The sequence below is a fragment of the Anaerococcus sp. genome, from assembly GCF_022770135.1.
In the GTDB taxonomy this organism is placed as follows: Bacteria; Bacillota; Clostridia; order Tissierellales; family Peptoniphilaceae; genus Anaerococcus.
This window is the reverse complement of record NZ_JALEIL010000159.1, coordinates 1-13787: the sequence shown is the minus strand read 5'-3', so window position 1 is coordinate 13787 and position 13787 is coordinate 1. Positions and strand designations below refer to the sequence as shown.

Sequence of the window (13787 nt, the reverse complement as noted above, 5' to 3'; positions counted from 1 at the left end):
ATATAATCATATCTAAAGCCACCTGTCAATGATACAATATCTATATCAACCTTTGCCCTAATCTTTCTGATTATCCCTAGCATTAACTTAATTGAATTAAGCTTTACCTTATCGACCTCTTCTCCCGCATGTCCACCACTTAGGTCGGATAGCTCTAACCTGTATGTTTGATACTCATAATCAGGAGTAAACCTTTCAACTTTAACTTGGTTTAAAAATAGCTTCAAGGCAGAAAACTCGTCCGCTATACAATCGCTTTGCAAAAGATTAAGATTAACTACTTTATCTGTCCTAATCATTTCTCTTAGTTTTCCATATCCCGCATCTTTTAAGTGGATATTATTCTTTGTAAGTAAGATATCGAAATTACATTCGCTATATTCAATCATATAGTTAATAATAAAAGCACTCATCAAGCAATTTACATTCACTTTTGATTTAATAATCTTAGAATCTTCAGTATCATCAATCTGAACTTGGATCTTATCCTTAGCATCATCCAAATTAAGGTGAAGAATTATTTTAGCTAATCCTTTATTTTTAATATAGTGGGAACTGCCAAAACTTACAATATCTAGTTTTTTTGCTTCAGCTTTAGATAGGATAAAATCTTCAATGGATTCAATTGTAAAACTGTCTACATTTATCCTATCTATAGATTTTATATAATTATCGAGATTATTGTAAATATTTTTATAATCCATAATTATTCCTAGTAGTACTTCTTAACTTCTACATCCTTTTTTATTTTTCCAAGCTTTTCTAAGTATGCTTCTTGTCTTTTGGCCATTATAAGCCTTTGGCCTACTTGACTTTTAATCTCTTCGAACTTTGGAGTTTCAACATTTTCTTTATTTGTTAGCTTTATAAGGTGATATCCAAATTGAGACTTAACTGGTGCTGAAATTTCTCCTACTTCAATAGAATCAAGTCCTTGTTGGAATTCTTTAACCATAACGCCTTTCGGGAATTTACCTAATGAACCTCCATTTTCTTTTGAAGGATCTATAGAATATTTTTGGGCTGCATCTTCAAAGGATAATCCTTTTTCTATTTCTCCCCTTACTTTTTCGGCTGTTTCTAAATCTTTTACTAAAATATGTGATGCTTCATAAAGAATTGGTGGATTTATGGTTTCCTTGTTTTCTTCATAATATTTTTTAATATCATCATCATTTATATTTACTTCTTCAAATATTTTATGCATAGCGTAGTTCTTGAGCATATTTGTCTTAACTAAATCTAGCTCTTTAACAAATTCCTCATCTTGGTCAAGACCCTCATCATATGCGTCTTTTAGCAAGATTTCTTGATTTATCATCTCATCAGCTAGAATTTTAATTCCTTCCTCGCTGTTAAATCTTTCTCTATCTTCAATGCTATTCATTAATTGATAAACATCGCTAGTATATATTTTTTTGCCATTGACTTCTGCTAATAGCTTATTATTATCTTCTGTCATATTTATCCTCCTTTAATTCAATTCTGTCTTTATATATAATTATATCATTATTCTTATAAAGTCTACCTATAGCTCGTTTAAAGGCAGATTTGCTCATATTAAAAACCCTATATATCTTATCAGGCGAAGACTTGTCTGAAAGATGTGCAATTCCATCATTTTCATAAAGATAATCAAGGATTTTGTCACTATCGTCATCCATCTGTAAGTAAGCCCTTTGCCTCAATGAAAGCTCAAGCTTACCATCATCTTTTACTTCCTTAACCCTAGCTTCAATTAACTCCCCTTCTATATGAACTCCTCTAAGTTCAACAATTCTAAGTAGGGAGTCATATTTATCATCAACTGCAATAAAGGCGCCTATAGACTTATTTATGGAATAAATTCTACCGCTTACTTCATCATTTTCCTCGTATGAGTGATCATTTCTAAGTAAGTCCCTTATCTTGGAAGTAAGGTATACATAAGCGTTTCTGTCTTCTTTGAAAGCTACTGGATAAGTCATATCCATTATGATTTTGTAAGTTCTTTCAGTAAAAGGCATGAAGATATTTTGATTATTTTCTATTTCAAAATAAACGCCTTTTTTATCAATATCTACAGCCTTAAGCGAGTGAACAGATCCTATTTCATATGGGAAATCGACAGATGCCCTCAATACTTGGTTTCTATCGTGATATATAACTGCGCTTACCTTATCATTTACGCTCATATCTTTCACATATTTTTTATCTATTACAGCATCCCCTAATTTTGTTTTAAGATATGCCTTATTTTTACTAAATCTTTTAATAATAAATTCTTTGATAATATTCTCCTAATTAATTACTCAACTGATCGAAAGTAAATCCTTCACCAAGAACTTCTGATACCTGGTAGGTAAAAATAAAAGCTCTATCATCTATAGATATTATATCTTCTCTGATTATAGGAAACTTTCTGACAGAGGTTATAGTCATTATTACATTTTTATTCTCTAGGGAATATCCTCCTTGAGCCTTAAGCAAGGTAACTCCCTTTTTGTGTTTTTCTAATATTAATTTGTTTATATCTTCGTATTTATCAGATATAATCAATATGGCAATTTTTCTACCAAACCCTTGTATGAAATAGTCAATCCCCAGTGATTGAATTAAGATTGTCAATACAGCATACATGGCTAGTTCCATGCCAAAAACTTTAATAGATAAGCTTACTACGAGAAAATCAGCTATAAACATACATATATGTATGGGCATATTGGTGAGCTTTTTGACAATTGCCGCAATTAAGTCAGTGCCCCCAGTAGAAGCATCGTGATAAAATACTATAGAAAGTCCCAAACTCATAACAATTGCCCCAAAAATGATATTTATTATTTTATCATGACTTAAAATCACATTTGGAAACACTCTTTCAAATAAAATAATAAAACCTGATAAGGCAAAAGATGCAAATAAGGACTTCTTCGCAAAATCATAACCTAATACCAAAATTCCAAAGGCCAATACCAATACGTTTAGTACAAGGTTGATAGTCCCTATACTCCATCTAGGAAAAACAGTCGATAGAACCAGTGAAAAACCCGATATTCCTCCTGCAGCAATATCATGTTGGATCAAGAAAAAATATAAGCCTGCTGATAGCAGGAAAGTCCCTAGAAGTATCCACAAATATTTCTTCATAATATTCCTCCGATTAATATAATAAAATGTTATCACAAAAAGGACTTATATTCAATTATAATATTATTAAAACAGAGCAAGTAAAAAAGGGAGGGTCCTTGCGAATTATTAAAATATTTAGTCTAAGTATAAATAGCTAAGCAAATTTTTCTATCTTGATTTTAGAATATTGATTGTAAGTATACTTAGGTCAGTTATTCATTCGCAAGTAGACTCATCCCTAATTATCTGGCCCATTTCGGAAACAATGTATTGAAATTATCATACATTTCCAAAATCTGTTTAATCTCTTTTTCATTTAAACTATGGTCTTTATTACAACTAGTATCTACTTTATTAAATAAAATCGTATATGCTTCATATAAGCTTAAAAGTCTAAAAAATTTTCTAGATGGTTTATTCCCATCAAAGTACCCTTCCAAAACACCTCTGGAAAATTCCTCTGAGTATAGGGCAAGCTTATTGATATCAACAAAATCAAATACACCATCTCCGTAGGCTATATCCTTTATACCTCTTAGATCTAGTTTATTATTGTCGTATATTCTAATATTCTTATCATTAATTTTCCCGTGCATAAGATTGATAGGGGTATTTTTAGTTAAATGTATATTAGCTTCAATATAATCTATTAGTACATAGTCATTATCTCCGATATCCTCTGACAAACCATGTATATAAAATAGATAATTTGATTTTGTGAGAAATTTCTTCTCCCAGTCGATATTTACGGTAGGTTTTACTTGATGGAAATCTTTTAATACCTTACCAAAAGCTATTCCTACCTTATGACAATCTCCATCACTATTTTCTCTAAGAAACTCTCCGAGGGAAATCTCTTGCCTATATTCAAATATCTTGTAGGATTTATCAATATCAGGCATTATCCCCTCCTCATATATACGAAGAGGAGTTAGCCCTATATCTTTTAGTCGGCCTTGAATAAATTGTTCGCTTTCAATAGCCTCATGATCTTTGATGTCATAATAGGCAAAAACATAATCTTTTCCAAGTCTGCTTGTTATTTTTAGTTTATTTTCTGATATTTTATCAACCGAAATTATTTCTTCTACTTCAGAAAAAAATTGGGTATGTTTTAAAAAATCATAGTTATTTGTCATTTTTTAATTATGCTCTTTTACTAAATTCTCTACTTCCTCAGTTAGCTCACAGTCAAGAGCTTTTTCAGCAAATTTCGCTTCCTCTTCTTGGCTAGATGTTATAATTGTATCTTTAATCTCTGCAATCTTAGCTGAAGATCCAGAAAATTCATCTAAGCCTAGACCAAGAAGTAATTTAGTAGCTTGTGTATCTGATGCGAAAGCTCCGCACATGCCAGTCCATTTACCAGCCTTGTGAGAAACGTCTATTACATGCTTGATTGCTCTTAAGACAGCAGGGTTAAAGTTTGAGTAATAGTCTGCTATGTGCTCATTTCCTCTATCTACTGCTAAGGTGTATTGAGTTAAATCATTTGTTCCAATTGAGAAGAAGTCGGCATACTTTATAAATTTATCCGCCATGATAATTGATGAAGATGTTTCAACCATTATTCCAACATCAAGGTCTTTGTTGTAGGCGATACCTTTTTCGTCTAGTTCTTCTTTGATTTCTTCAATTAGATTTCTCGCTTCCTTTAATTCATCTATATTTACTACAAAAGGAATCATTATCTTAAGATTTCCGAAAGCAGATGCTCTAACTAAGGCTCTTAGTTGATCTTTAAACATTTCTTTTTTGTCCAGACAAAGCCTTATAGCTCTGTAGCCTAAAAATGGATTATCCTCTTTTGGGAATTCGAAATAATCAAGTCCCTTATCTCCACCAATATCAAGTGTTCTTATAATTAGAGGTTTATCTCCAAGCATTTGTGTAGCTTCTTTATAGACTTCAAATTGGCTTTCTTCTGATGGGAAGTCAGAGTTTTGCATGTATAAAAATTCTGTTCTAAATAAGCCAACTCCATCACAACCATTTTCTATAGCAAGCTTTAAATCTTCAATGTTTCCAATATTGGCAGAAACTTCAATTTTCTTGCCGTCAGTACTGATTGCTTCTTTATCTTTTATTTCTTTTAATCTTTCTTTCTTCTCTTTTTGTTCTTTGATTAATAGTTCATATTTAGATATTTCTTCATCTGATGGATTAACTATTAAAATTCCCTCATTTCCGTCGAGAATTGCTTTTTCCCCACCTTTTACATTTTTAGAAATATCTCCCATTCCTACAAGTGCTGGAATGTCGAGTGTTTGTGCTATTATTGAAGTATGGCTTGTCTTCCCACCAAGATCTGTTGCAAAACCTACAACTGCTTCTTTATCCATATTTGAAGTGTCAGATGGCGTAAGCTCTTTTGATATAACTATGCTTCCCTTATCAAGATTTGATAGAGTCTTTGGGGTGATACCTTTTAGCTTATACATTACTTGGAATCCTATATCTTGGTAGTCGCTTGCACGTTCTCTCAAGTAATCATCATCTATTTGACTCATAATCTCAACCATTTCTTTTATAGTTTCATCTAGAGCCATCTCGCTATTTTTTAGTTCATTTGTTATTTTAGATTCTATAGTGTCTGTAAAATATGGATCAGAAAGAAGCTCTGTATGAGCCTTTGCTATATTTGCTTGAGCTTCGCTTGCCCCTTCAAGCTTTGCTAAGTCTTTTATATAATCATCAATCGCCTTTTTTACTTTGGCGAACTCTTCTTTTGTATCATTTTCTCCGATTTTGTTATCGCTTATTACAACTTTATCTCTAGTAAATAAATACAAATTGCCTATAGCAACGCCACTACTGGCAATTAATCCCTTATATTTTTCGCTCATAATTATTACTCCTTATTTTAAAAAAAGGATACTGTAACAGTATCCTTCATAACAATCGTATTATTCAGATAAGTTATTGATAAATTCAACTAATTCATCTGCAAATTTTTCTTCATCTTCACCTTCTACTACTAAAGTAATTTCTGTTCCTTTAGCGATTCCAAGGCTCATAACGTTGAAGATTGATTTAGCATTTGCTTCTTTACCTTCTTTGATTATCTTAACTTCACCTGGGTAGTTTTTTACAAATTGTACTAATGATGCTGCTGGTCTAGCGTGTAATCCAGTTTCATTAGCTACTACAACTTTTCTTTCTGCCATAATTGATTGCCTCCTATTTTATTATTACAATTCTATTTTACTATTTTTTTATAAATTAACAATAAGATTATAATTATAGTTAATTAATTGACTTTGTTGATTCTCTCTCTACAACTTGACCGTCTATAATCCAGTCGTCTTCAAGTATATCTTCTTCTTCCTTTATCCTTTTTATTAATGCACGAATAGATATCGCCCCAATATCATAATATGGAATAGATACTGTACTTACTTTTGGTCTATATATACTTGCTATGTTTGAGTCGCCAAAGCCAGTAACAGATAAATCATCTGGTACATCTATGTCGTTGTCTACACAGTAGTTCATAAAGCCAATGGCTACTTCATCATTTACACATGATACTGCTGTTATAGCTTCTTCCTTGACAAGCTTTAAGGCTTCATCACCGATATTATATCCATCATCAGAACTTATACCTTTTGTGTTGATGACAAAAGCTTTTTTTCCAGACTCAGATAAAGCATCTCTATATCCCTTTAACATATTTTCGTTAAGTATATTATTTTCTTCATGATTTATATATAAAATATTCTCATGACCCTTTTCAAGCAAACTTTCGATAAGCCTTTTTTCTTCTGCAGCATAATCTACTTTAACTGATTTAACGTTCTTATATGTGTGATACTTATCTAGAAGTACAAAAGGAATCCTTCTATCTCTTAGTTTTACAAGAACTTCTGGTGAAATATTCTCAGTTATAATAACTAGACCTTCTACTTGCTTTGTTGCGAGGAAATCAATCGAGTTTTCTAGGGCTTCTTCATCTCCATAAGAGCTTGATAATAGGATATCGTATTTATACACCCTACCAATTTCTTCAATCCCTCTAATAAGTTGAGCCATGTATTCTATACCTATATCCTCGACAATTACACCAACTAGGTTCGATTTACGCATTACAAGTGATCTTGCTAATTCATTTGGCTTAAAGTCGAGTTTATTTATTGCATCCAAGACTTTCTTCCTAGCTTCAGGACTAACAGGCTTAGAATTATTCATGACCCTAGATACAGTTGAAATTGATACTCCCGCAAGTTTTGCTACATCTTTAATTGTTGGTTGACCCATATCTCCTCCTTAAATAAGAAATAATAAAGGTCATCGCTTGATGACCTTAACTTTATCTACCTGATATTACATTTCTCGCTATATCAATTACATCCATAATCAATGTTGAATAATCAGTTATAGAAGCAACCCCAGCACCTAATGTATCGACACTATCAACAGCAGTAACTCCAACATAATTTACTGTATCTCTTAAGTCATCAGTAATGCTATTTACATTTGTCATTGTATCATTTGCTTTGGCTATTGCCATTTTAAGATTAGGATCAGCTACGATTGTGTTAACATTTGCTACAAGCGTATTTGCTTGATCAGCTATATTAGGCAATTTGTCTATTACTTGATCAAGATTGTCTGAGTTCTTGTCAAGCACTCCTTGGACCTTGGTCACTAGTGAATTTAGATTCTTTAGGAGAAGCACTAAAAACACTAGGGCAACTATGCCTAAAATCGTTAAAATAATATTTCCAAGAAGATCTACATTTATTGTTAGCATCTAAATCTCCTTAGTTTTTCTTTATATCTTTTTTAGCTTTTTCGTCTTCTTTTTTTACTTCCTTAGCGGTTTCTTTAGTTTCTTTTTTTACTTCTTTAGCGGCTTTTTTTGTATCATCAGCAGCATTTTTCGCGTCTTCTTTAACTTCTTTTCCTGTTTCTTCTGCTACTTCTTTAGCCTCTTTAGCACCTTCTTTTACGATATCTTTAACATCGTTTGCTCCATCTTTGATGTTTTCTGCAGCATCTTTTGAGGCTTCTTTGATTTGACTTCCAGTTTCTTTTACTATTTCTGTACCATATTCGAAGCCATCTTTAATTGGTTTTAGGTCAGTGTATGCTCTGTATCTAAGATCTTCGTAGCCGTCTTTTGCGCTATCAACAGCATTGATAGCTCCGTCTTTTACGGTGTCAACGGTATCGTTGAAGGCATCTACTATATCTTCTCTAGTTTCTTTTCCAGATTTTGGAGCAAGTAATAATCCAGCTGCAGCACCAACTAATGTACCTAAGATTGCTCCTTGAGCTCTCATTCTGCTGTCATGATTCTTCGCTTTCCAAATTTCGTATTTTACTTCTCTTTTTTTAGCTTGTGCTTTTTGTTCGATATAATCTGATATTGACATATGTTCTCCTTTATTATTTAGTCTTTCTTAATTTATACCCAAAATTTGGTAAGTAAATCTAATTTAATTAAATCCTAAGGGGGCCCTATCTTTAAGACCTTCGCATATGTGAAGGTGGGCAAGCTGTCTAGAATCTCTGACTTCCCCTCAAAGGAGGCTTGTCATCAAAGCTAGAACTCCGCAATCCCTTATAAAAGTTGTAGGTTTAAATTTGGACCGACACCTCAGGATAGTTTTATTATATAATATGAAAAGGATTTATGCAAATAATATTGTTTTCATTTCACTTACAGAAATCCTACAAATTTCGGATAATCTTTTAATTTGATGTTTTCCTCATTATAAAAACTGGTAAATTCAAGCTTATAAGAATGAAGAAGAAACCTATCGAGATTTTTATTTGAACCATATAGCTTATCTCCCCAAATAGGATGTCCCAAATCACTTAGACTTGCCCTGATTTGGTGAGTCCTTCCTGTTAATATTTCACACTCAATTATCGAGAAATCATGATTGATCCTTTTTGATTTAAAATAAGTCCTAGATATTTTTCCCTTATCTGAAGGCTCATAATTTTTCTTTTTCTCGTTGTATGAGAATTTGTTTTCATACAAAAGATCAATATCTAACATTCCTTCCACAACAGCTAAATATTTTTTCTTCATCGTATTTTTTTCCAACTGTTTTTGATAATAAGCATGTGAATACTTATTCTTAGCTATAAGCATAAGACCTGATGTATCCATATCAAGCCTATTAACAAGCCTTATCTTAGATTCTTGGCCGCTATTAATAAAATAATTGGCTAAGTAGTTAGATAAGCTTATCTGATTTTTAGAATTCACAGTTATGTTAGCTTCCTTACTTATAACTAAACTGTTGTCATCTTCATAGACTATATTAATATCACCTTTTATAGGCTCATAGTCGATTTTTTCGTCTTCTATAATAATTTTCAATTTATCATTTTTTTTAAGATTAAGGCTCTTTATTTGCTTCTTCCCATTTAAAATGTAGCCTGTTTTTAAAATATCCTCTATGCTTCTTTTTGAAAAATTTTTAGCTTTTAGGAATTGTCTTACACTTGTATTTTCGTGAACTTCATATTTTATATATTTCATATTCCTTCCTCTATGATATAATAATATATTATATGAGAGGAGGGAAAAATGACAAATAAAATCAATGTTTTTAAAAATAAGTCTAAATTTTCTAGATCCATTTATCAAAAATGCAAGAAGATTTTTTACAAATACGGTTATACCTTAACTACTACTTACGAAGAAGATGCTGTTTTAAATCTTGTTATAGGCGGAGATGGTACTTTTTTAAATGCAGTTCACCTATCTAATTTTTCTTCTATTCCCTTTATTGGAATAAATACTGGTCATCTAGGTTTTTATCAAGAAATAGAGGTTAATATGTTAGATAACTTTATAAGATCTTTTAATCAAGGTAATTACAAGACAGAAAGTCTTTCTATTCTCGAAGCAAAAGTTAACAACAAGGTAATTAACTCTATAAATGAAGTTGTTATTAAGAGCGATAGAAACCAAATCGTTAGATTAAAAGTCTTTATAGATGGTAATTATATAGAATCATTTTCGGGAGATGGTCTAATTATATCTACCCCACATGGATCTACTGCCTATAATTTATCAGCTGGTGGAGCGATCCTTCATCAATCTCTAAATGGATTCCAGCTAACACCTATAGCTCCAGTTTATTCTAATATGAACAAGGCCTTAAGGTGCCCTGTAGTCTTACCGAATGACGCCACTATTGATATTTCTGTTTCTAAAAGAGATAACTACCACACTTTATTTATCTTTGATGGCAAGGAATACTCGACAAAAGATTATAAGATTAGGATTAAAGTATCAAATACGAAAATAAAAAAACTTATTCTCAATAAAAACCACTACTGGAATAATATCAAGAATAAGTTAATGTAATTATTCTATTGTCTGATAAATTTCACTTATAATATCTCTTGCAATCGGAGCAGCTACTACACCTCCCGTATCGTCACTATCTTCGACTACTAGAGCAATTGCAATATCTGGGTCATAGGCAGGAGCAAATCCTACAAACCAAGCATCAGGCAAATTATTTTCTTTATCTGCAGTTCCTGTCTTTCCTGCTATTTGTACAGAGTCCAGATATGCGCTTGTTCCAGTACCTTCATTTACAACTGAAACCATCATATCTCTAATATAGTTTGCATTTTCTACACTTGTTACTTCGCTTAGGACTTTCCCTTTTTTCTCTTCAATTATTTTTCCGTCCTTATCAACAACCTTTGTCACAAGTCTTGGTTGCATCATCTTTCCTTCATTTGCTATAGCAGAAGTAATCATAGCCATATGAAGTGGAGTTATTTGTGTTTTACCATATCCAAATCCTGTCATGGCTAAGTCTACTTGGTTTAAGTCATCAAAAGGAATAATTGCTTTATTTTTATACATATCGAAGTCATAATCCTTGTTTATCATAAACTTCTCAGTAAGCTCCATGTATTTATCTCGACCTAAATCGTTGGTCTTAGAAGCGAAATACGTATTTATAGAATCAACGAAAGCAGATCTTAGGTTGACCATTCCAAATGTTTGATCAGCAATGTTTCTTATATCATAACCTTGAATAGTTTCAACTCCAGTATCATTATAAGACGTATCAAGTCCATAGTTTAGTACTCCAGTTGCTGTAACAATTTTGAAGGTTGATCCTGGCCTATAGACACCTGATGTCGCCCTATTCACAAGAGGACCGTCTGTATTTTGTATAAGATCATCCCAATCTTCATCCACACTATTTGGATCATAGCTAGGATTGGACACTAGGGCTAACACTTCGCCGGTTTTTGGGTTCATCACAACGCAAGAACCTTTTATATCTTGCATATATTCATAGACAATCTCTTGAATATTTTGATCCAATGATAAATGAACGTCATATCCTATATCGTTTTTTACGACCATTTTCCTAAAATTAGATAAGTTTTCTCCACTAAGGGCTAGAAGCTCCTTGTTATAAGACTTCTCTATACCTGTTTTTCCATAAGTTTTGGAAGAATATCCTGTAACTGATGAGGCTGACTTTCCGTAGTTATAAACCCTATATTGACTACCATCGTCCCCTAGCTCACTATAAGCAAGGATGTTGCCATTTCTTTCGTAGATAGAACCTCTTTTGATATTATCCTCATTAACCCACAACCTTCTGTTATGGGAATCATTTTCTATATCGGATCTTTTAAAAAGTTGGAAATATACTAAATATAGAGCGAGAGTCATAAAAAGAGCCACGAAAAACACCATGACAAAGACAAGCCTTTTGTTTAGTGTCGTCTTCGATATAATATTTAACTTATCGATATCTTCTAATCTCTTCTCCTCTTCAATTTGTTTAATTTTGTCAATCAAAGATTGAGAATTTTTTCTTTTTTTATCAATTCTTTTCTTCATCTAATTCATCACCATACTTAATTTCTTCCCCTGAATATTGTAAACAACCTAGAAGAATGAATCCAGCAATCATTGAAGATCCACCCTGGCTAATAAAGGGTAGTGTCACCCCTGTAAGTGGAATTAACTTTAAGACGCCCCCTAAAATTATAAAGGTCTGCAAGGCAAATAGTATTCCTATACAAAAGGCTAAGATAGAATAGAATTTATCTTTTTGTATAAGTGAAATCTTAATTGCCCTATACACTAGAATCATAAATAGTAATACTACTGCAATTCCCATAAATATACCCATTTCCTCACAAATAGCAGAAAATATAAAGTCGGATTCTGCAACTGGTATGAAGTCAGGTCTACCAAGCCCTATTCCACTTCCAAAAAGTCCCCCACTTGCCATAGCAAATAAGGCCTGGGTTATCTGATAACCTGTAGCGTCGATATCTGACCAAGGATCTTTCCAAGTAGCTACCCTAATTCTAACGTGGGAGAATAAGAAATACGCAATTATAGATCCTATAATCATAGCTAAAAGGTTGATCAATATTAGCTTTCTATCTCTGTCGTATACAAATTGACTTAAAATCATAGTTCCAAAAAATATCAAAGCTGTACCCAAGTCTTTCTGTAGGAAGAGAAATCCTATAAATACAAAAATTACCAAATTCATATAGTATTTACCAAAAGGTCTTTTGCAAAACTCATTATAATGAGTATAGAAACTTGCTATAAAAAAGGCTAGGGGTACCTTAATAAACTCTGACGGCTGAATACTAATAGGTCCTAAGTAAATCCAGTTTTTAGCTCCTCCAAGATATGATCCAAACACAAGTGTCAGTATAAAAAGAATAACCGAAATTCCAACATAAAACTTCGATAACTTATGCCAAGAACTATAAGACTTCAATACAAAATATGTTACAAAAAACATAACTAGGCCGACTAGATAATATTGTAGTTGCCTCTTTCCTAGTGCTGGATCTAGTCTATATATCACTGAAACTCCAATAGAAAAAAGCATATTTACTATCATTAATAAGATTCAATCAGATTTAATGAATTTATTAATTAGAAAGCTTGACACCAAGGTCGCCATCAAGATAGCTAAATATGTTATGAAATCAGTATTACTTAAATTTTCTATATTATAAATTAAAGCTAGTGAAAGAGCTAAAAATTCAAAGGTGAATAATAAGAAAAGAGCCTTTCTCTGTGCTTTATTTTTATTTATAGTGAGATTTCTTAATCTATTCATTTCCATCACCTTGGATGAACAAAAATTGGAGCTTGCCAATATTTATTATATCATTTGATTTTAATTCTATAGCATCCTCAATTCTTTCGCTATTTAGATAAGTACCATTTGCAGATTTCAAGTCTTCTAAGAAAAATATTCCCTCGTCTTCTACAATTCTTGCATGAAATTTGGACATGAACTTATCTTTAATACAGATACTATTTCTGTCATCTCTTCCAATAGTGTTATCAGATGCCAAAAAATAAAATTCTTGAACGGTAAAAGAAAAATTTTCGCTTAAGTTCAAAAGCTTTAGGTATGTATCTGACTTAGATTCTTTTTTTAGTGTAGTTCTAACATCATAGTAAATAATTCTAATGATAGAATATATGAAGTAAAAAACTATAAATACAAAAATATACTTTAATATTGTTGATATCAGTTGATATAATGTTAAACTTCCAAATACATTAACTGAAAATATTTTATCTATTACATTAAAAAAACTTTCCATTTTAATCTCCTTCTGATATATATTATTTCATTTTCTAAGAAAGTTCAAGTGTTATGTATAAGTAATTTAAAAAAGTCGCCCAAAAG

13 protein-coding genes, 1 other RNA gene and 2 pseudogenes are annotated in these 13787 nt (G+C 31.9%); 1 reads left to right on the top strand and 15 read right to left on the bottom strand.

Annotation, left to right across the window (positions count from 1 at the left end):
- The 12 genes and pseudogenes from MRZ08_RS07990 to MRZ08_RS07935 all read right to left on the bottom strand — a co-directional run.
- A pseudogene (locus MRZ08_RS07990) lies at nt 1-704 on the bottom strand (hypothetical protein); the annotation flags it as partial.
- An 8-nt stretch (nt 705-712) separates the two neighbouring features.
- Nucleotides 713-1462, bottom strand: coding sequence for a peptidylprolyl isomerase (locus MRZ08_RS07985; RefSeq protein WP_297381495.1), 750 nt, complete (start codon nt 1460-1462; stop codon nt 713-715).
- A complete protein-coding gene (locus tag MRZ08_RS07980; protein WP_297381493.1) occupies nt 1449-2174 on the bottom strand; it encodes an RNA-binding protein in 726 nt (241 codons plus the stop codon). The genes MRZ08_RS07985 and MRZ08_RS07980 overlap by 14 nt, the downstream gene beginning before the upstream one ends.
- A 109-nt stretch (nt 2175-2283) precedes the next feature.
- Nucleotides 2284-3126: a YitT family protein gene (locus tag MRZ08_RS07975; RefSeq protein WP_297381491.1), complete on the bottom strand. Its 843-nt coding sequence runs from the start codon at nt 3124-3126 to the stop codon at nt 2284-2286.
- 224 nt (nt 3127-3350) lie between these two features.
- Nucleotides 3351-4247 (bottom strand): kanamycin kinase, encoded by an 897-nt coding sequence (locus MRZ08_RS07970; protein WP_297381488.1) that lies wholly within the window; start codon nt 4245-4247, stop codon nt 3351-3353.
- Nucleotides 4248-4250: 3 nt separating this feature from the next.
- Nucleotides 4251-5954, bottom strand: coding sequence for a phosphoenolpyruvate--protein phosphotransferase (ptsP, locus tag MRZ08_RS07965; RefSeq protein ID WP_297381486.1), 1704 nt, complete (start codon nt 5952-5954; stop codon nt 4251-4253).
- A 60-nt stretch (nt 5955-6014) separates the two neighbouring features.
- Nucleotides 6015-6275 (bottom strand): HPr family phosphocarrier protein, encoded by a 261-nt coding sequence (locus MRZ08_RS07960; RefSeq protein WP_105300431.1) that lies wholly within the window; start codon nt 6273-6275, stop codon nt 6015-6017.
- A gap of 79 nt (nt 6276-6354) precedes the next feature.
- Nucleotides 6355-7365 (bottom strand): LacI family DNA-binding transcriptional regulator, encoded by a 1011-nt coding sequence (locus MRZ08_RS07955; RefSeq protein ID WP_297381483.1) that lies wholly within the window; start codon nt 7363-7365, stop codon nt 6355-6357.
- A gap of 52 nt (nt 7366-7417) precedes the next feature.
- Complete coding sequence (locus tag MRZ08_RS07950; RefSeq protein WP_015777811.1) at nt 7418-7861, bottom strand: hypothetical protein; 444 nt, start codon at nt 7859-7861, stop codon at nt 7418-7420.
- Nucleotides 7862-7871: 10 nt separating this feature from the next.
- Nucleotides 7872-8486 carry a YtxH domain-containing protein gene (locus MRZ08_RS07945; RefSeq protein ID WP_297381478.1) on the bottom strand — a complete coding sequence of 205 codons (615 nt, stop codon included), beginning with the start codon at nt 8484-8486 and terminating at the stop codon, nt 7872-7874.
- 67 nt (nt 8487-8553) lie between these two features.
- Nucleotides 8554-8720, bottom strand: a non-coding RNA gene (gene ssrS / locus MRZ08_RS07940) — 6S RNA.
- 53 nt (nt 8721-8773) lie between these two features.
- Entirely contained in the window at nt 8774-9607 is an 834-nt protein-coding gene (locus MRZ08_RS07935) for an RluA family pseudouridine synthase (protein WP_297381476.1), read from the bottom strand.
- A gap of 48 nt (nt 9608-9655) precedes the next feature.
- On the opposite strand from MRZ08_RS07935, the gene MRZ08_RS07930 reads away from it, so the two are divergent.
- Nucleotides 9656-10441: an NAD(+)/NADH kinase gene (locus tag MRZ08_RS07930; RefSeq protein ID WP_297381474.1), complete on the top strand. Its 786-nt coding sequence runs from the start codon at nt 9656-9658 to the stop codon at nt 10439-10441.
- On the opposite strand, the gene MRZ08_RS07925 is transcribed toward MRZ08_RS07930, so the two are convergent.
- From MRZ08_RS07925 to MRZ08_RS07915, 3 genes and pseudogenes are all read right to left on the bottom strand, one after another.
- The gene (locus MRZ08_RS07925; RefSeq protein ID WP_297381471.1) at nt 10442-11953 is read right to left on the bottom strand and encodes a penicillin-binding protein 2; all 1512 of its coding nucleotides are present in this window, start codon (nt 11951-11953) and stop codon (nt 10442-10444) included.
- Nucleotides 11937-13205, bottom strand: a pseudogene (locus MRZ08_RS07920) (FtsW/RodA/SpoVE family cell cycle protein). Before MRZ08_RS07920 ends, MRZ08_RS07925 begins: the two are co-directional and overlap by 17 nt.
- Nucleotides 13198-13701, bottom strand: a complete 504-nt coding sequence (locus tag MRZ08_RS07915; protein WP_015777805.1) for an FHA domain-containing protein — start codon at nt 13699-13701, stop codon at nt 13198-13200. The pseudogene MRZ08_RS07920 and the gene MRZ08_RS07915 overlap by 8 nt, the downstream one beginning before the upstream one ends.
- Nucleotides 13702-13787: the final 86 nt, after the last annotated feature.